The organism is Enterocloster bolteae (genome assembly GCF_002234575.2).
Lineage (GTDB): Bacteria > Bacillota > Clostridia > Lachnospirales > Lachnospiraceae > Enterocloster > Enterocloster bolteae.
Genome location: NZ_CP022464.2, coordinates 1,226,871 through 1,246,517, shown reverse-complemented (window position 1 = coordinate 1,246,517; position 19,647 = coordinate 1,226,871). Strand labels below are relative to the sequence as shown.

Sequence of the window (19,647 nt, the reverse complement as noted above, 5' to 3'; positions counted from 1 at the left end):
CCTTGCGGCAGCTGCGCGTGGGGCCCGCCGGGTGGCGGAAGGGGGATTTTAACATATCTTTCGTTCCACAGCCAGTCCCCCCTGGGATGCGCCGGACAGGGCCACTTCCCCGTCTTCCAGACGGTTTAATTTTCTGAATACCGCTGCCATGCACAGCACTGCCGCCCCAAAGGAGATTACATCCGCCGCCGGGCCGGAGTACAGGGCGCCTGTCACCCCAAAAAATCGCGGCAGCACCAGAGTCAGAGGCACGCTTAACACAAAGTCCCTGAGAAGGGACAGCAGCATGGAGAGGGCGGGCTTTCCCATGGACTGGAGGAAAATGCTGCATGATTTCTGGATGCAGCAGAGCACAATCCCCCCCAGGAAAACGCGGAAAGCCAGCACTGCGAATTCATTGTACAAACCGTCCTCGCTGCCGAATACGCTGATAATCTGCACCGGAAATACCTCAAAACATATCAGGGACACCAGGCCCACACTGAACTCAGCTGCCATCATGGTTCTGAAAATCAGCTTCACCCTGCGCCATAATCCTGCTCCGTAGTTATACCCCACAATGGGCTGGGCCCCGGCCGCAATCCCCACCACAACAGAAATCACGATCTGGAATACCTTCATAACAATCCCCACCACAGTCATTGGAATATCCGCCCCATATTTTGACCCGGCCCCGTAAATTACCAGCACATTGTTCATAACCGCCATGATGACCACAATAGACACCTGGGTCAGGAAACTGCTGATTCCCAAAGGCAGGACATGCTTCAGTATCTCTGCGTCCGGTTTAAAGCTTACGCGCTTCAGGCGGAAAGATTTGGGCCTAAACAGATAATAAACTGCCAGCAGGGCGGATACAATCTGACCGGTGATGGTAGCCAGGGCAGCTCCCTTCATTCCCCATCCCAGCACAAAGATGGCCACAGGGTCCAGAACCACGTTGAGCGCGCAGCCTATAAGGGTGGAAAACATGGCAAACTGCGGGCTGCCGTCTGCGCGGATAACGGAATTCATGGCATTGGCAAACATGAAAAAGGGGATTCCCGGAATGAGATATAAGAAATATTCCCTGGCATATCCTATGTTGTTCTCTGTTGCGCCGAACCCCCACAAGATACTGTCTCTGAAAAAGGCGTACAGCAGGGTAAGAACGATTCCGGAAGCAGTGATAAAGACCACTGCATTGCCCACGCTTCTGTGTGCATGTTCCCCGTCCCTGCGTCCCTGGCAGATACTCAGATAGGCAGCGCATCCGTCGCCCACCAAAAGAGACAGGGACAGGGCGATGACGGTCACAGGGAATACCACGTTGGTGGCGCCGTTTCCCAAAAAACCAATGCCCCGTCCAATAAATATCTGGTCTACAATATTATAGAGGGCGGACACCAGCAGCGACATGATGCAGGGTATGGAAAATCTCAGCATCAGCTTTCCGATGGATTCTTCCGCCATATATTGGTTTGTATTTTGATTCATATTAACCTCCGTTTTTTTATTTGCGCAAATAAAAAAGCCGCAACCTTCCGTGAATGGCCTTCACGGAAAAAGTTACAGCCATATTGCAGCTATTACTATACCATTTTTTTCAGAACACTGTAATACCCAAATATACACAAACTTTGGAGTCATATACATTGTGCAATTTTTATACAACGTGGGTTTTTTATACACGCTTCACTTCATATAGATACAATTCACTTTTCTATCGAAAAATACCGGATGAACCGGTAATGACTCCGTTCCATTCCCTCTCTCTCATAAAAGCGGTGGGCGCCCAGCCTTGTCCGGTTGGTGCTGACCTCAAAACGGACGCAGCCGGCTTCCCGGGCAATGTGGTACGCCTCCTGAAAAAGCCCATGGCCAATCCCCTGGGAGCGCATGCTGTTTCTCACTGCCAGCTCTACGATTTCCCCAATTTTGCCGCATCTGCACAGCATGGTGCCTATGCGCAGATTTAAGACTCCCGCCACCTCTTTATCCATCTCCGCCACCAGGCAGTGCATTTTGTCATCTTTCATATAATCCCTGTATGCCTCATGGAATCCCTCCTTGTCCAGGCTCATTCCCTCCAGCTCACAGAGCAGTTCATATATAGCATTCTCATCCTTTTGCGTTGCATAACGTATCACAGATATACCACATCCTTTCTGTGAACCATTGTACCACAAAATGAGTCATTCCGGTACCGGTTTACGCAGTGCGCCTGCTGGGGTTTGAACCCAGGACCTGCCGGTTAAAAGCCGGTTGCTCTTCCATCTGAGCTACAGACACATTCTTTCCTTTTTTCTCTTTTCTCAACCAGCCGTCCTTTCATCACCGCACTCAGCCACCAGTATGTCATTCACCGATTCTCCCAGAAGCAGACTCAGCGCAAACATATTGTCCAGGCTGGGCAGTGTGTCTCCCCGCAGCCACTTGTATATGGCGTTGGTGGTGGAAAATCCGAAATAGTCCCTGAGGTACGGGACGCTCAGTCCCTTTGACTTTCTCAATCTATTAATCCTCCGGCCTGTTTCCACCGGATTTATGACTGGATAATTCATCTTCGTCCTCCTTTTTTGCAGAGGGCGGCCGACGGGATTTGAACCCGCATCATCCGGAACCACAATCCGGTGCATTTCCATATCTGCCACAGCTGCCATTTTCCTTATATGGAACTAAAAAACCGCCTGCCCATACGGACAAGCGGCTAAAGGAATTCAGAAGATGATTCATCTAAATGAACGGTTCCTGAATATGCGCATACCATAAGGGCATCCAAACAAAACGCTGTTTGTGAGCGTCTTTCTGTACGTGATGTTTATGGCTTTTCTGCGCGTCTAAACGGAACATGTCATTTCCTCCCTTTCTCATTTTATGCCTTGATTCTAGCATGGATTTTACCGGATGTCTATATACCTGTGGTATACAGACGGGCTTACGGCAGGTTATTCCGGCAGATACATCTCGTCCTCCATCCGGCAGAAGCCGTACCGCTCATACAGCGGCCGTCCCATGCCGGTGGCCTCCAGTGCAATGAAACGGATGCCGCGTCCCCAGGCTTCCTGTACCAGCAAATCCAGTGTTCTCATGGCAATGCCTTTTCTCCTGTACTCCGGGTCCGTATACATGTTCATGATATAGGCCTTCATTCCCGTTGGATTATGGTATGTGGGCATGACCTGATAGAAGCTGATTCCTCCAGTTCCGATAATCAGGTCCCCGTCGTATACAAGATAGGCCACATGGCTTCCATCCTCCAGACTTTTTTCATAATAAGTCCGGGATTCCTGTTCCGTCTGTCCCATATCCGCCGAACCATCCAGTTTGTTTGCCGCCCTCAGGACCTGGATTCTCGTCTTAACCAGGTCCTCCAGCTTTTCCATTCCCACCTTTTCAAAACGCATCCTACTCTGCCTTCCTTTGGTTTCTTCCTGTTTTTTGATTTAAAGCCCCTGAATCGTCATAGAAGCATTTATAAGTGTCTATATGAAGTGCTTGCTTTTAACTAAGGGAATTATACTACAATCCGGCGAAGTCAACAAGAACAAGGTAAACCTTGCAGCCGGAGCAGCCACACAGCCTGTCTCTGATATTGCGGATATAGTAATACGTCCTTATTGTAATTGTGGCGGTCTGCAAAATTGATTGGATATGAGCATATGCGGCATAGTATTGATTGTAACAGAGCATATTATTTACAAAATTTTGTTGCTATTATTCGTATGTCCGTATATAACTAGAGATAATACGTATGAAAGTAAAAAACAGGCAGGAGGGCAGGCATGGAGTTCAACGAAAAACTGCAACAGCTTAGAATCGGGAAAAATTTAACGCAGCAACAACTTGCAGAGCAATTATATGTATCACGAACAGCAATTTCAAAATGGGAAAGCGGCAAAGGCTATCCTAACATTGAGTCACTCAAATGTATTTCCAGATTTTTTTCTATAACCATAGATGAGCTGCTATCGAGTGAAGAATTAATTACCCTTGCAGAAGCCGAAAACCACTCTAATGTTAATAGGATTCATAACATTATCAGCGGAATAATAGATGTACTGGCAATTGCACTTATTGTATTACCAATCTATGGAGAACCCCAAGGCAGCCATTTTTATCATGTAAATCTTCTGTCAATCACTCATTTATCAAATATAGATATTGGAATATATTGGGCTATTTATTTACTCATAATTGGGTTTGGAATTGCCAGACTTGCTTTTATCTTTTTGGGTAAAGAACGCTTGTGTGGCATTATCTCAAAAGCTTCTGCTGCAACAGGGGCTGCGGCAATCTGTTTATTTGCTGCGGCAAGAGAACCATATGTAACCATACTGCTGTTTTTGTTTTTTGCAGTAAAAATATTTTTATTGCTGCAGCAAAGCAGGACAAAATAGTCATACATCCTTAAAAAACAAGCTCTGACACGATTGGTGTCGGAGCTTTTCTCTATTGTGACGGTAGGTTTCTTGTGCTCCGGGCTACATGGATAGATAATCAAGGGGCGTCGGCAAGTAATTTATCACAGCAAAAGAAAGGAATGTATACTATGCAAAAGAAATCAAAGAAATGTATCATCACAACAGGAATTCTGTTTCTGATTTTTATGCTTTTTACTGTTATAATCAAGACCATTGATGTACAGCCTGTCGGACCGGAGCAGTCTACGATAGGACTGGCTTCTCTGAATCAGTTTGTATTTAACCTTTTTGGAGTGAACCTGCTTTGGTATAACATTACTGACTGGTTAGGTATTGTTGCCATAGTAATTGCTCTGGGTTTTGCAATCCTGGGACTAATCCAGCTCATACAGCGTAAAAGCATTTGGAACGTTGATCCACGCATTCTATTGCTTGGTGCATTTTATTTTATCGTCATTATAATTTATGTTTTCTTTGAAATTGTAATCATCAATTATAGACCCATAATTCTCTCCCAAAGTTTAGAAGCATCATTTCCGTCCTCTCATACAATGATTGTAATTTGTATTATGTCCACAGCAATGCTGCAGTTTCATTATTATTTACGTGACAAAAAAGTTTGTCTGTGGACAATAGATATAGCTTCTGTTTTGATGATTGCAGTAACAGTAATAGGACGGCTTATATCGGGAGTTCATTGGTTTACAGACATCGTGGCAGGCATTTTACTCTCATCAGCGTTAGTTGCTCTCTATTATTCCACCCTAAAATATATAGAGGAAAAGAAAGGCTGAGGATAAATAAGCCCGTATACTGCCGCACGACGCAGAACCGATATACAGGCTCTGTCTGCTTCCCAGGGTGCCATTCTGTCCTGTCTCACTGACAGCAGGTTGTATCTTCACGGTATTCCTGAGCCTGGCCGGACTGGCGGCCCGTTCTCCCCTGCTCCGTCTGATACATCCACCGGACCAGGCGGCCGGACCTGCCCGTCCTTATCTTACCATTATCTTCCCGGGCTTTGCCAACTCCTTTGTAGGCCACGGCAGGATGCTCATACCGGTCATAGGAGCCACGGGCCATATCACCCTGCGTGGTGTTCTGGTGGATATTATGGTTTTGGGGATATCATGTGAAGAAGCCTTACCGGTCCCAGAAGGCCTGACACATAATTCCGGCTGTCCCGGTCCATGTTGTCCTCGTTCCAGTACCGGTTCCATCCCAGGGCCATTCCCTCGTCCACCAGCATGTGGCGCCGTTCATTGGAGGCCAGGTTGGATACCAATATGGTAATCTCATTTTCCCCGGGCCTGAGCAGGGAAGTGATGTCCGCCCTATAGGGACGCCACAGCCTTGTATCTGCCAGCCTGCCGTTGATCCAGATTTGGGCACAGTGGTTTACCCCGCCAAGCTCCAGCATGTACGTGCCCTCCAGTTGCTCCACGGACCATGTGTTTGTATACCTGCACCTTCCGGAGAACCACGGAAGTCCGAGCATACGCCAGTCCGAAAGATTGACAGCAACTGCCTTCATGGTTACGCGGATTGGCTGTTTCAGACCGTCGCTGCATCCGCCTGCCGTTATCTGTATGGTGAGTATGTGAATGCGCTCATTGTCCGGGAGTATGTGTACGCCATTTTCCCAATGCACCTCTTTGCCGTCCAGCATACAGACCGCTGCTCCGGTTGTAACAGGCTCATATAGAACTGACGCTCCGGCAGGTATTGTGACTGTATACCAGAGCTTTCTGGGATAGGTCAGGGTCTGCCCAAATAACGGAAGGTCCCCCCACGGCTTCAAAGGCGGTTTTCCCCTCTCCCAGGCTTTCAGCCACACATGCTCCAGACCTGTATAATTGAAATTCAGGACCTTCCGGACATCAAAGCCGGCTGCCGTAAACCGCCCGTCCGAATCCGGCTGTTCCCACCCTTTAATCAGACTGTCATTTACAATCCAGGTGCTGTCGCTTTTCACAACTTCCACGTTTGTTCCCTGAACGATGATTCCTTCCATAAGAAGGGAAATAAACCGGTCTGGGGGCAGCTCCTCTGCGGAGCAGACATATACATCATGAAGCGGGTTGCGGTTTGTTACATGGAATGCCAGAATATTCTCCCCCTGGGTCAGCTGGCCCTTATCACCAAATACCACCGGCTCTCCGTTGCTGATTCCTTTGTAAACCATTGTCCCGTTGATAAAGCACTCAAAGGAATCCACCGCTGCCGCGCAGAACTCCGCCTTTTCAGGCGCATGTTCCAGGAATACCGTCTTTCTGAAATACAGATCCGATGCATCCAGCTGGTCATTCCAGCTTCGTCTGCGTGTAATCCACCGTCCATTCCAAAGGCTCATATGGCGGCCGCAGCTCCCCTCCTCCCCGGATTGGTTGCAGATCCGGATGGTCTCTGTTCCGGAGGATACATCAGAGGTGAATTCTGCGATTGGGATTTCCAGATCCGTACTCTCTTCATTGTGTGCATTATCTCCATGATTCGGGCCGGACGGGGAAAGGGGAAGAAAATCCCATTTTCCTGTAATCCACTCTTCCTCCCACCGGATATCCCCCGTAAGGGCCGGTTTTGCCTGTCTGATTGTATCTTCCTCCAAACCAAACAGTACGTAGACAGCTTCTCCCGGTTCCAAATCCATGTATATCAGGACACCGCTGCCTGCCTGACGGCCTCCGCACATTTGGGCGGTGCCCGCCTGAGTGTATACAGCCTGCACCATATCCCCTTTTTCAATATCCAAAAGGACCGGTGTAGAAGCATGGCTGAAAGACAGCACCAGATTACGCCTCTCATCGCTGCTGTTGGCCACCAGATAATAGTCAACATTCCCTGCCGTTCTATGATTCAAAAAGATGTTTCCGGTATTTCCGTAAATCACGGATGCGGACGGCGCAGCCAGTCCGGCTGCTGCTTGCGGAATACGGCTGATGCTGTGTACATTTCCCCTGAGGACCGTGTCCCAGTATCCGTTTACGCTGCATCCGTTCGCCCTGTCCCCGCCAGCCCTGTTTTCGCCGGACCGGTTTTCGTGAGCCAGACCGGTCCTGTAAAACAGGACGCTGCCTCCGGCCTTTGTCCATGCTTCCAGCTTTGCCACGGTTTCTTCCATCAGGCTTCCCCCTTCCGGAAGGAGGAGCACTTTAAAACGCTGCTGCCCCAGGCACAGCTTTCCGTCACATATATGAGCATTTAAAATGGATTCCTCGTCCACCATATCCGTGTCCAGCTGGTGCTCAATCATACAGTTGAGGGCCTGGTGGAATCCGTTGTTTATGGCCTGACCTGCGGGATTTTCCTCTCCGTTCTCCATATTTTCATCCATGTCCCCTATGGGATACAGGATGGCGTAATCTACCACAGGATTTCCCTGGCTGTTCATGAAGGATAGACGCCTTATGTAGTCGGCAAATATTTTAAAATAGTCCCAGTAAGGATTCTGATAGAAAAAACTGGTGGGCCAGTCACTCTGGGAACCCTGGTGGTCACACTCGTAGTAGAATCCATGGAGGATGAACATGCCGGTTCCCATGGCGGCCAGAGTATTGATTCCCTTTTTAAATTCCTCCATGGTGCAGTTCCATCCCGCGCCTCCCAGGGCTTCCGACATAGCCCTCTCTTTTCCATATATTCTGGCCACGGACACAGAATACTTGGGCTCGCAGTATGTAATCCTTCTGGGATACCGGTACCGGTAATCGTGGCAGTCAGAGCCCGGCACCATGAGATGGCGCATGGTCTTAAAATAATCGCCCTGCCTTCTGGGATGTTCCCACAAAAACTCCTCTGTGTGGCCTGTCAGCTTAAGACCGTATTTCCCGCACCAGTCTGATATCTGCCTGAAAAACGCTTCCTCATACATGGCGGTTACGAGGGAGAAATAATCCTTTCGCACCTGTTTGTCCCGCTCAGACACGCCGTCCACAAGAGAAGGAAGCTCGTCCAGTATGTCATAACCGTATGTCTCCCGGAACCGTCCAGGCAGCCGGTCCGTCCAGGGCAGGGGATTTCCCATCATGTAGATTTCGTCAAAAAAGATACCCGGTATCAGTTTCCCAAAATCCTCCCCCCACCGCTTTCTGTATTCCTCATGGGTCAGTTTTATGAAGGAGGCAATGGTTTCGGGATTCAGATAGTCCACGGCCTTTTCTAATACTTTTTCATAAAACTCATAGATAAAACCATCTCTTTTAACCACGCGGTACGGCATTGAGGACGGATTGGCGCCGCTTTGTCCCTTATCCTCCGGGTTGGCGGCATCCGGGTTGGCGCCGCCCTGATTTCCGCTTCCCTGATTTCCGCCGCCCTCATTTCCGGCACCTTCATTCCCGCAGCCCCTATTCCCGGCATCTTTTTTCACCGCCCAGAGTCCCTTTGCCATGTTGTCCCTTCCCCGAGACAGTATCCTGGAAGGCTTTTGGAATCCATAATCAAAGGTACTACCTGCGGTGCCGCTGGGCCAGGCATACTCGTCGTAGAGCCAGGGAGCAAATCCCTGTTTCCTGGACTCCTCCACACAGACCCCGACAGCGTCCCACCACTCATCCTCCAGATAAGGAGTCTTAAGGTAGGCCCTGGGGTGCATAAAGCCCCCGTACACGCCTTTTTCCACCATCTGGCCAATCTGCCAGGCCAGGCGTTCCTTTTTCAGTTCCCCGTTTAAGAACCAGAAGGCCAGCACGCTGTATTCCCTTCCCGGGTCCTTAAAATCACGAATCAAATCCATACCCTTCCTCCTATCCCTTCACCGCACCGGCGGCAATGGACTTAACAAAATTCTTCTGCATACACAGGTATACCACCACAATCACAAGAGCGCTGATGGACAGGGCTGCAAACACAGGAGTATAACCCACTGTCTCCGTTTTCTTATTGAACAGGGCCACACCCACAGAAAGCGTATATTTGCTCTCGTCCGTAATGGAGGTCAGAGCCCACAGGTATTCATTCCACACCTGCATGGCCGAGAGAATGGCCATGGTGGCCAGGATGGGCTTTGCCAGGGGCAGCATGATTTTGCGGAACACCTGCATGTTGCTGCATCCGTCCAGCTTCCCCGCCTCCATTAACTCATCGGGCAGATCCTCAAAATAGTTCCGGCAGATAATCAGTCCCATGGGAGCAAACCCCTGGAAATAAGGAAATACCAGGGCCGGAAGGGTATTGACCAGATGCATCCGGTTCACCATGGTAAACATGGGGAGCAGAATAATAGCCGTGGGTATCAGCAGATTGAAGATGATCATGTAATAAAAGAAGGTCTTGCCCGGAAATGTAAGCTTTGCAAAGGCATATCCGGCGCAGGTGACAAACACCAGGTTCACGGCAGTGGTTACCAGGGTAACCACCACGCTGTTCATGAAATACCGGGACATGCCGGCATCGTTCCAGGCCGTGGCATAGTTTTGGAAATTGAGCCTGGCCGGCAGGGTCCAGATACTCTTCAAAAACTCAGTCTCTGTCTTAAGGGACTGGATGACCACCCACAAAAGAGGGTATACGGATATAAAAAATGCCAGCAGCATAAAAAGAAACAGAAATAATTTATATACATTTTTCTTATTCATCATAAAGCCCTCCCTGCCCTTTTCTTCTGGACAATGGTTTTAACCGCCATAATCGCCACCATAATAAGCATCAGTATGACGGAGGCAGCCGTACCAGCGCCGAAGTCCCTGTTTGTAAATGCCTTTGTGTAAATATAGGATGTCATGACGTCGGAGGCGCCTCCCGGTCCGCCCTGGGTCATGACCCATATCAGGTCAAAGAGCCTGAGTCCGTTGGTTACGGTCAGCATGGCCAGCACCGCGAAGGTGGGCTTTAAATAGGGGATGATAATGTAAAACAGCTTCTGCCGGAAATTAGCGCCGTCAATCTGGGCCGCCTCCAGGAAATCCTCAGGCATTTTTGTGATATTGGCATACATAATCAGCATATTAAATGGCTGGGAGCGCCATATCCAGGTAACCGCAATGGCCCAAAGGGCTGTCTCAGGACGGCTGAGCCAGGCCTTTGCATACTTTCCCAGTCCTGCCATCTTAAGGAACTGGTCCACCGGTCCGATGGTTGGGTCATAGATGATTCTCCATATACATCCCACCACCACCATGGATATCAGATAGGGGATAAACAGACCCGCATTGAAGATTTTCTTGCCCGGTACGCCCACATACAGGATATAGGCAAACACAAACCCGATGGGAATGGCAAGAAAGCTGACCATGATAAGGTAAAATGTGTTCCACAGGGAACGGACAAACTTGGGGTCCGCCAGTACCTTGGCATAATTCTTAAGCCCCACAAAATGTTCCAGGGCTCCCAGACCATTGTACTTGTAAAAACTGGTCTGCAGCGCGTTAACAAAGGGTATGTAAAGGAAAATGACCATGACAATGATGGTGGGGGCAATCAGGGCCAGCGCTGTCATCATTTCCTTTCTTTCTTTTAATGTTTGGGATGATTTCATTGTTATATCTCCTCCTATTGGGACGGGCATTGCCAGATACGGCGCAGGAACCTGTGCCTGTTCCTGCGCCGCCTTGCCTTACAGCCTGATTTCCGGGCTATGTCTGGTGAAACTGCCTGTGATGATGCTGCCTGCGGTTATACTTCCTGCGGTTATACGGCCTGCAGTTATATCGCCTGCAGTTATATCGCCTGCAGTTATATCGCCTATGGTTATACTGCCTGCGGTTATGCCCTGTGTCAGTTCAGGTTGGACAGATAGGTCTCCTCATAGAGCTGGTTCAGCTGATCCGTCACATAATCTATGTCATAGGTGCCTAATAGGTAATTGGGCTCCAGATCCGTCAGGAACGTGTTCTGGATTTCCGTGGTTATGTTCACCGGCACATAGATGTCGGGGATGAAACCGTTTTTGCCTGCATCAATATATCCCTGCATGGCCTCGTTGTCGCTGGTCAGCTCAAAATTGGTAAGTCCGGGGTTGATGAACTTTGCGTAATCTTCCGAAAACGCAGTCTTGGATGTCATGAACTTCACGAACTCGATGGCCTCCTCCTGGTGCTTAGAGGAATTGGTCACTGCCCAGATACTGCTGGATCCGCCCAGACATCTGGCTGGCTTTCCCTCCACGCCCGGCAGGGCATAGGAAGCCAGCTCCACTCCCTCAGGCACATTTTCCGTCAGGTAGGAAAGGTAGTTCGGCTGCAGCATAACCTGCACCAGTTCCTTCTGCACAAAGAGCTGCTGCATGGTCTCCCTGTTGCCGGTAAGGCCTGACTCCGGGAACCATCCCTGGTCCCACATATATTTGAACTTTTCAAGGCCCTTTTTCACGCTCTCAGAAGAAAAGGTCATGGAACCGTCCTCAAAGGCGTTGGGATTGGCGTCCAGCTCCTCACGGCAGTACTGGTCCCAGAAGATTCTCGGCCACCAGTCCATGTTCTGCTGCTGCATGGATACAGGAATCTTGCCTGCTGCCTTTATGGCCTCGCAGTTTTTCTCAAACTCTTCCCATGTGGACGGCACATTCAGTCCCAATTCCTTATATACATTCTTATCGTAGATAACAGCCACCGTAGTCATGGTAAAGGGCACGCCGTACAGCTTGTCCGCATAGTCGGAACCAATTGCCTTAAGGGTAGCCTTACAGTTGCTTAACAGAGTGGGGTTGATCGTCTCTCCCCAGTTTGCATCCTTCTCATAATTCTGTCCGTTTTCCACTGCGTCAGTCAGGTCCACCAGCAGGCCGCTCTGCACCTGGTCCCCGATGAACTGGGAGTTGGTCATGACCACATCCGGCAGTTCGTTTGCCACATTCAGCGCCGTAAATTTAGAATAGTAGGAGTCCGATGGAACATACTCATACTCAATGTTTACTTCCGGGTTTAGTTTTTCATATACGGAAATCATCTCCTCCACCATTCCTCCGTAATTGTCCAGTACCTTTATGGTAACCTTTCCGCTGCCGTCCCCTGCTGCCGCTGTATTTCCCTCACCGGATGCTCCTGCATTTGAAGAAGCGCATCCTGTCATGGCTGACGCGGACATGGCCGCACAGGTTAAAAGCGCAATCATTTTCTTATTCATCATAATCCTCCTATACACTATGTTTTCTCTCTGTTTATCCTGCTTTTCTACCATTTCACATATGCTGCAAGCTTGCATGTTCAATTTGTACAGCCCAATCATACAATACCGCAGGGTTTTTAGTCAATTTGCAATCAATGCCGGAGGAATACTTTCGTGTTTTTCTGAGTTGTACTTTCATTCCGGGATGGTACTTTCTTGTTATGAGGCGGTTTTTCCCTTATTTTACGTGCAAAAAGGAAGAACAGAAAACATCTGTCTGCTTTCTGCTCTTCCCGGATTACTTTCCGCTATTTACGTTTTCCCGATAATGTTCCGGACCCTATTCCATATAATCTAAGGGGTCCACCGTCTTATCCTGATGCTTCAGCTCAAAGAATACATTGACGCCTTCCACGGAATAATACTTTGTAGGCTCTGACACGTAGCCCAGGGTCTGTCCCTTTTTCAGATACTCGCCCTCTGCCGCGCAGACTTCCTTTAACTGGCCGCAGGTGGCTGTGTACTCATTGCCAAGGTCCATGACAACGTAATTTCCGATTTCCTCATTGGAGCCAACTTCCAGTATCCTGGCATTGGCCGGGGCACCCACCGGAGTACTCACATCAGACTGGATTACAAGGCCGGGATTGCATTTGTACTGGTCCAGGGTAGGGAAATAAATGGTCTGGTCCATGCTGTAGTCCAGAAGCACATTTCCCTTTACAGGCCATTCCATCTTGCTGGTATCTGTAAAATTCAGCACCAGCGCATCAGCTGCATCCTTTCCCGCTCCAGCTTCCGCCGCCAGATCATTTCCCTGGTTGGCGTTCTGGGCCACGGCTGCCTTGGTAGGAGCCGGCTCGCTCTTTTGTGTCTCTTTTGCCGCATCGGAGGCACCTGCCACCTGCGGCATTTCCGGTGCGGTCTCCTGGGCAATCATTTCTGGCTGGGGCACTTCAAGGTATGGATTCGTCTCATTACCTTTTCCTCTTTGTACGGTAATCACTCCTGCTGCGGCTACTATAGTCAGCAGGCCTAACACTAGCATGACAAGAAACAGCTTATCCTTGAACATCTGGTTTACTTTCTCTTTCACGTTTATCACCTCGGTACTATTCTTACCAAACCAAGGCTACTTATTCAGAAATGAAAGCAATATTTTTATAAAAATATCCAAGGATATCTTCGGCCTTCCATCCCTCCTTTGCTTTCTCGTTGGCAGTGGCCTGACTCAGCCCGTAGCCGTGCCCGATACCCTTCACCACTGCCCTGATTCCGTCCTCATAGGGCTCCAGCACAAAGCAGGAGGAAGCCAGGCCCAGGGCATACTGTACCTCCTCGCCTGTATAGCCCGCGCTGCCAATCTGCACGGTATCCACATACCCGGCATCGTCCCTGGACACAATCTGTATGGTGTCCGGTACCTGGGATGCCTCAATGGTCCTGGAGCCGGATTCCCCGGCCGGTATGCTGTTGATATCCGACACAAACGACTCCCTGGAAAAGGAAAGCATCTGCATGTATCCCTCTGCCTCCACGTCCCCGGGACAGTCCACGGTCTGGAGATAGGGATGAGTAAAATCCCCCTGCCTGGTCATGCCCGCTGTGGCCCTGCAATACATGGGGTCAATGCATTTTCCCTCGTAGGTCATGACAATGCCGGAGGTGGCCTTGACCGCGTCCTCCAGTTTTTTGTAATATTCCGGGAACCGGCTGGAACCCCACAGCTTTTTTAACTGGTCCGCCTCCAGATAATCCATATCCAGGGCGGATTCCGCTATCTCCTCCCCATCCCCGGTGCCCTCCATCTGCCTGCATATGTATGTCCTGGCAATAATGGCCTGGGCTTTCAGTGCTTCCGGCTCGTACTCCACCGGTATCTGCCTGGCAATAACTCCGGGCAGGTATTCCTCCATATCCATATAGTAGGAGCCGCTGGTCCGGTCCAAAAGAATCCGCCGTCTGCCGGATATTTCCTTCTGCTGCTCATAGCGCAGCTCCTCTCCCCGGATTGTGCCTGTCCATGCAAGGGTCCCTACATAAGGCACCATGAGCCCGGTAAGGGCCGCCCATATGATGCGTTTATTCACAAAATCCAATCCCCTCCTTCCTGTATGCTGACATGGGAAGCTTACCTGTGTCACGGCACTCCCCTATCATTAATATATGAACAGAAGGACATACCTATGTGCCATGCCTTTTACAGCACAAAAAATATCGCCGCACCGTGCTCGCGCCGGCAGGCGATATTTAGGTTATTATATAATATTCAGGAGATTTTTATTGGACTCCTGCATGCAGGCGGATGCGCAAATGCAGCCGTTCAGCCGGTGCGGGTGCAAAACAGTTACAAGGCCTGCTCTCCTGCTTCTGTGTAATGATGTACATAGTACATGGCCCCATTGACTGCGTTTGTGACCGCTTTGGACGTAATGGTTGCCCCGCTGATGGCGTCTATCTGCGAATCCCCGGGATTCCCGGAATCCGTCACAGTCAAAGCCTCTCTGCCCTTTCCTTCAAACTGTTCCTTAAAGACATCCTCACTGGCTCTCATGCCCAGTCCGGGCGTATCCTCCAGCACCAGGAACTCCAGGCCGCGGATGGTGCCGCCGCTCTCAAACGCCACGGAGACAGCCACATTTCCCATGTAACTGTCCTTTGAATGGGCATTCACCACCCAGCCCATCAATGCGCCGTCCCTGTCCTTTGCAGCTGCCGCCGCGTCCACACCCACATCGCCGAAGTCTGAGGAAGCCAGCTCCTTATTGCAGTCCTGTATAAGTTCAAAATCCATGACCTCGAAGCTGTCTGCCTCTGGAAATGACTTTCTGAATCCCTCCTGCAGCTCATTGGCCCGTTCCTCATCCGTGGTATTCAGCTCCTTTTCCACACGCTTTAGCTCATCAATGGTCACCACCCACCGCAAATCATTGTAGCCGTAAAAACCGCCCAGCAAATCAATGGCCGCCTCCCCCTTGAAGTTACCCCCCAAAAGGTTGTCGGATTCAAGATAGAGTCTGGCGGTCCACTGTCCGCCAGGCAGGTTGGTCCTCCCGCTCTCATCCTTCAGATTCGTGCCGCCGGACAAGATATCCACTGTAAAATAAATACCCGTGGGATGATCCGGCTCCCCGGTCTCAAAGGTATTGGGACCGGTTTTGATGAAAGTCTCCGTGTATTCGTACACAGGATCATTTTCCAGCTTCCAGCGGTACTTGGTGAGATCCATTTCCTGGGTTACGTCCTCTGTGCGGCGCTCCACATTCCAGCTGCCCTCAGAGGGGTTATATTCACAGGTCTGGATCAGCTTTCCGGACACAGTGTAGGGAATCACCGCCCTGTCCATGGCCAGAACAAAATCATAGACCTCCTCATAGACATGGCCGTCCTCATCCTTCATGCCTCCCTCCAGCCACTCCGCTTCAAAGCTGCTGTGGGGAATCTCAAAAAATGCCTCTTCAGGTTCAAACACCCGCTCAGGAGCCTTCACACGGCTCCCGGAACATCCGGTGGACACCAGCACACCGGCAATCAGCACACATATCAATATACCTTTTTTCATAATCCTCCTGCGCTCCATGCTTATTTGATGATTTCATTTTACCATAGTCTGTCCCCTTCCGGGTAACATGTTCCAAAATCTGTTCTGCCAAGCTTTCCCCATTCCCCGGTTTTCCGCTAATTCAGCTGCCGGATGCTGCTGATTTTCATTTATGGATAGATAAACCTCCAACTACTGCTGTTAAGTTGGAAATCTAAGTAAGGCATCCCCTGGCTGCCATGAAAATTTTGCATGTTTTATTGATAAAAGGCATACGGCTCAGGAAGCATCCGCTTACATACAGGAGCCTAATAAGAATCTTGTTATAAGTTCTCCCCAGGAGAAAAAAGACTATCTATTAAAACGAAGCAACACCGCTGAGAAAGCCTTACAGAATGAGGATTCCAGCGGTGTTTGCTTCCTTTTCACTGTCAAGGATGGGATTCCATAATATTTTCCCAGACTTACCCGATATATGCCTGAATCAGCCTGAACGTATTCTCAGCACCGTCCCTGTGGCTTCTCTCATATCCATGGGATGCGTAGACGCCCGGTCCAATCAGAGCATGGCGCACGTCATGGCCTGATTTCAGGGTCGTTTCAACATCAGAGCCGTAATGTGGATACACGTCCACGGCATAGCCGATTCCATGCTCCTTGGCCAGCTCCACCAGGCGGCACAGGATATCGTAGTTATAGGGTCCGCCGCTGTCCTTTGCACAGATGGATACCTCACGCTCCGTACACTGAAGGCCCTCTCCCACACAGCCCATGTCCACGGACCAGGCTTCGGTTACGCCCTCCGGAACAGAGGCAGAACCGCCGTGCCCCACTTCCTCATAGATGGTAAAGTGGGCATACACCCGGCGCTCAGGTGTCACGGACTCATCCTTAAGATACTTGGCATAACCCATCAAAATAGCTGCAGACAGCTTATCATCCAGGAAACGGCTCTTGATGTATCCGGATGGGGTAATCCTTGTCCTGGGTTCAAAGCACACATAGTCGCCGGGCATGATGCCAAGTTTCACTGCATCCTCCCTGCACGTAACGTCCTCGTCCACCAGCACTTCCACCGTATCCCATGTGCGCTCGGTCTTTTCATAGCTGCCGTTTACATGTACGGAGGCATCCACCAGCTGGCAGGTTCCCTCATAGATTCCGTCCGCCTTGGTAATAATACGCACATTCTCAGCCTCGGCATTGGCCGGCTTCATGCCTCCTATGTTAGTCAGCTTCAGCCTGCCGTTTTCCTTAATCTGGGCAACCATGCCTCCCAGGGTGTCGCAGTGGGCCTCCAGCAGGATCCCGTCTTCCTTATTCCTGCCGCCAAAATCAGCGATGACGCCTCCCTTAACCGTGCGCCGGGCCTGCACCCCCAATGCCTCCAATTCCTTTAACAGGTACTCCGTCACTTCCCTGCCGTATCCGGAAGGACTGTCAATGGCTAACAGGTTCTTGGCCTGCTCCATTATATAATCCACATACTTCCTACAGTCAGACATATCCGTTCTCCTTTGTTGTTGGTATTTCTTACTCAGAGTCATTCTACCATACAGGGACGGTTTAATACAAGGGACAACCTGCTTCTATCTAAATTATTCCATACTTATAAGATGGTTCTATCCACACATGGCATGTTATGATATAATTTTACAAAACCCATAATTTCATATGGCATCAATTAATACATACTGGAGGACCTGCTGGTGAGAGCAAATGATACAAAGATAATTTCCGTTACGGATTTACCTGCATACGAAGATGAATTTGATATCAAGCATTATATAAACGGACTTGCCAACTTTATAAAAAGTTGTGAAACCCCATTGACAATTGCCATCCAGGGAGAATGGGGCAGCGGCAAAACTAGTATCATGAACATGGTACGGGAGCAGCTTGACCATACCAAAAATTTTAAATATAAATCCATATGGTTTAACACCTGGCAATACGCCCAGTTTGATTCCGCCTCACGCTTAAACATAATGTTCATTACAGATTTAATAGAACAGGTTTTTGAAGGAGAGGATGTATGCAGCAGTCAATCTCTCAATAAAGCGGACCCGGTAAAAGACATATATAAGTTATTAAAGGTAATATCTTCCAATTATATGGACAGAGTGTTCCAAGAAAAAACAGGAGTTAATAATATCACAAATATAATTGCAAATACACTCAGCAAAGACAATGAATGGGATTACCAAAAATATTTGAATACGGAATCTCAATCCATCCGAAAATTTAAGGATACGTTCGAATCATTTGTTGATTACAGCTGTTATCAAAATAAATATGACAGAATTGTCTTTTTCATTGATGATCTGGACCGGATCGATCCCTGCCGGGCAGTTGAACTAATGGAAATCATAAAAAATTATCTGGATTGTAAGAAATGTATCTTCGTTCTTGCCATTGATTACGACGTGGTAATCAGGGGGGTAAAGGCTAAATTTGGAGAGACCCGGGAAAGTAAGGCCCGAAGCTTTTTTGAAAAAATAATACAATTGCCTTTCATGGTGCCCACTAATTATTATAATGTGGAAAAATATGTAACAAACATGCTGGGGAGATTTGGTATCACTGTGAATGATTCTGAATTAAGTGATAATTTATTTAAACTAATGAAAACATGTACTACAAACAACCCGCGCGCAATAAAAAGGCTCCTTAATGTTTACGCTTTAAACAGCATGGTTAATTGTACGCAGGGCATCAACAGCACACCCGATTTTAAAAACATTTTACTTTTAGGTGTATTGGGAATTCAACTTTCATATCCAAAACTTTACCAATTTGTTTTGATAAATGCCAAATATCTTTCTATGACCGTTGAAGGTAAACAAGTCTGCCTTTTGGAATATATAACCAATCCAGAGTATCAGGATGAGCTGGCGAATACAGATGCAGATATTTACCTATATAAAGCCCCAAAAAATATACCTGAATTATATTCATTAAAAGAACAATTAGAGGAAGCCGGTATATCCGATGAGTGGGATGAATTATGGGGAGTACTGGAAACCTATACAAAACTTCTGAAAGACAGCAAAAATTCTATTCCCACAGGCACATTAGAGATATTTATAAATATATTGAATTTATCAGAGCTTTCTTCTTATGGCTCACAAAAAAAGGACGTTTCCAAGAGAAGCATTCCCTTGGACTATGAAATATACGGCGAAAAGAGACATGCTGATTCCGCTATTGAAATGTATCTGTATGTCATGGAAAAAATTCTGACGAAAAATGCCGCCCCTTTAGATAGACAGCAAATACGGGACTTATATACTACTGTAGACTGCTTTTACGATTGCAGCAAATTAATCGCCAATGGTAACTTTGACGGTAATACTGAGGAAATGGTTCAGTTCATCAAAAAAAAGGCAAAAGACGGCAGTCTTCCTCCCAGTTTGGAAGGACAAACCGTCTCAAAATTCCGCCAGGGAAAATTTGTAGAAATTGGAAATATAAATGCCTTTATAGGTGCTTCACTGAGCCTGCCGCTTATGCGCAATTATATTAAATCACTTTTGGAATACTTTGGCGATAGCGATCTTTTTGAGTGTCGCTACTCATAGGACTCTAATACAAATAAATAGCGCTGATTTATTTAATACTAATTTTAAATAGACCAGCGCTTTCTTATATATTGATTAT

At 48.4% G+C, this 19,647-nt stretch carries 16 protein-coding genes and 2 tRNA genes; 3 read left to right on the top strand and 15 right to left on the bottom strand.

Features of this window, described 5'->3' with window-relative positions; genetic code table 11:
* Positions 1-48 precede the first annotated feature (48 nt).
* The 6 genes from CGC65_RS05780 to CGC65_RS05755 all read right to left on the bottom strand — a co-directional run bounded on the left by CGC65_RS05780 (position 49) and on the right by CGC65_RS05755 (position 3,386).
* Positions 49-1,476: an MATE family efflux transporter gene (locus CGC65_RS05780; protein ID WP_002567872.1), complete on the bottom strand. Its 1,428-nt coding sequence runs from the start codon at positions 1,474-1,476 to the stop codon at positions 49-51.
* Between the two features lie 218 nt (positions 1,477-1,694).
* On the bottom strand, positions 1,695-2,129 hold the full coding sequence (locus CGC65_RS05775; protein WP_002567873.1) for a GNAT family N-acetyltransferase: 435 nt from the start codon (positions 2,127-2,129) through the stop codon (positions 1,695-1,697).
* 69 nt (positions 2,130-2,198) lie between these two features.
* Positions 2,199-2,271, bottom strand: a tRNA-Lys gene (locus tag CGC65_RS05770).
* A 23-nt stretch (positions 2,272-2,294) separates the two neighbouring features.
* Entirely contained in the window at positions 2,295-2,543 is a 249-nt protein-coding gene (locus CGC65_RS05765) for a helix-turn-helix transcriptional regulator (RefSeq protein WP_002567874.1), read from the bottom strand.
* Positions 2,544-2,565: 22 nt separating this feature from the next.
* A tRNA-His gene (locus CGC65_RS05760) sits at positions 2,566-2,640 on the bottom strand.
* Positions 2,641-2,927: 287 nt separating this feature from the next.
* Positions 2,928-3,386, bottom strand: a complete 459-nt coding sequence (locus tag CGC65_RS05755) for a GNAT family N-acetyltransferase (RefSeq protein WP_002567875.1) — start codon at positions 3,384-3,386, stop codon at positions 2,928-2,930.
* Positions 3,387-3,764: 378 nt separating this feature from the next.
* Here CGC65_RS05755 and CGC65_RS05750 point away from each other — a divergent pair, with 378 nt between their 5' ends.
* Both CGC65_RS05750 and CGC65_RS05745 read left to right on the top strand, forming a co-directional pair.
* Entirely contained in the window at positions 3,765-4,379 is a 615-nt protein-coding gene (locus tag CGC65_RS05750; protein ID WP_002567876.1) for a helix-turn-helix domain-containing protein, read from the top strand.
* A gap of 152 nt (positions 4,380-4,531) precedes the next feature.
* Positions 4,532-5,197, top strand: a complete 666-nt coding sequence (locus CGC65_RS05745) for a phosphatase PAP2 family protein (RefSeq protein ID WP_002567877.1) — start codon at positions 4,532-4,534, stop codon at positions 5,195-5,197.
* 85 nt (positions 5,198-5,282) lie between these two features.
* Here the strand turns inward: CGC65_RS05745 and CGC65_RS05740 are convergent, their stop codons facing one another.
* The 9 genes from CGC65_RS05740 to CGC65_RS05695 form a co-directional block, all read right to left on the bottom strand.
* Positions 5,283-5,486, bottom strand: a complete 204-nt coding sequence (locus CGC65_RS05740) for a hypothetical protein (protein ID WP_002567878.1) — start codon at positions 5,484-5,486, stop codon at positions 5,283-5,285.
* Positions 5,487-5,514: 28 nt separating this feature from the next.
* A complete protein-coding gene (locus tag CGC65_RS05735; protein WP_002567879.1) occupies positions 5,515-9,138 on the bottom strand; it encodes a glycosyl hydrolase in 3,624 nt (1,207 codons plus the stop codon).
* Between the two features lie 10 nt (positions 9,139-9,148).
* The gene (locus tag CGC65_RS05730) at positions 9,149-9,982 is read right to left on the bottom strand and encodes a carbohydrate ABC transporter permease (protein WP_002567880.1); all 834 of its coding nucleotides are present in this window, start codon (positions 9,980-9,982) and stop codon (positions 9,149-9,151) included.
* The gene (locus CGC65_RS05725; RefSeq protein WP_002567881.1) at positions 9,979-10,878 is read right to left on the bottom strand and encodes a carbohydrate ABC transporter permease; all 900 of its coding nucleotides are present in this window, start codon (positions 10,876-10,878) and stop codon (positions 9,979-9,981) included. The genes CGC65_RS05730 and CGC65_RS05725 overlap by 4 nt, the downstream gene beginning before the upstream one ends.
* A gap of 239 nt (positions 10,879-11,117) precedes the next feature.
* A complete protein-coding gene (locus CGC65_RS05720) occupies positions 11,118-12,467 on the bottom strand; it encodes an ABC transporter substrate-binding protein (RefSeq protein ID WP_227179058.1) in 1,350 nt (449 codons plus the stop codon).
* A gap of 319 nt (positions 12,468-12,786) precedes the next feature.
* A complete protein-coding gene (locus CGC65_RS05715; RefSeq protein ID WP_002567883.1) occupies positions 12,787-13,542 on the bottom strand; it encodes a peptidoglycan DD-metalloendopeptidase family protein in 756 nt (251 codons plus the stop codon).
* Between the two features lie 40 nt (positions 13,543-13,582).
* A complete protein-coding gene (locus CGC65_RS05710; protein WP_002567884.1) occupies positions 13,583-14,536 on the bottom strand; it encodes a SpoIID/LytB domain-containing protein in 954 nt (317 codons plus the stop codon).
* A 257-nt stretch (positions 14,537-14,793) separates the two neighbouring features.
* Positions 14,794-16,008 carry an FMN-binding protein gene (locus CGC65_RS05700; protein ID WP_002567886.1) on the bottom strand — a complete coding sequence of 405 codons (1,215 nt, stop codon included), beginning with the start codon at positions 16,006-16,008 and terminating at the stop codon, positions 14,794-14,796.
* 443 nt (positions 16,009-16,451) lie between these two features.
* A complete protein-coding gene (locus tag CGC65_RS05695; RefSeq protein ID WP_002567887.1) occupies positions 16,452-17,492 on the bottom strand; it encodes a M42 family metallopeptidase in 1,041 nt (346 codons plus the stop codon).
* Positions 17,493-17,696: 204 nt separating this feature from the next.
* Here CGC65_RS05695 and CGC65_RS05690 point away from each other — a divergent pair, with 204 nt between their 5' ends.
* A complete protein-coding gene (locus tag CGC65_RS05690; RefSeq protein ID WP_002567888.1) occupies positions 17,697-19,568 on the top strand; it encodes a KAP family P-loop NTPase fold protein in 1,872 nt (623 codons plus the stop codon).
* The last annotated feature ends 79 nt before the right edge of the window (positions 19,569-19,647 follow it).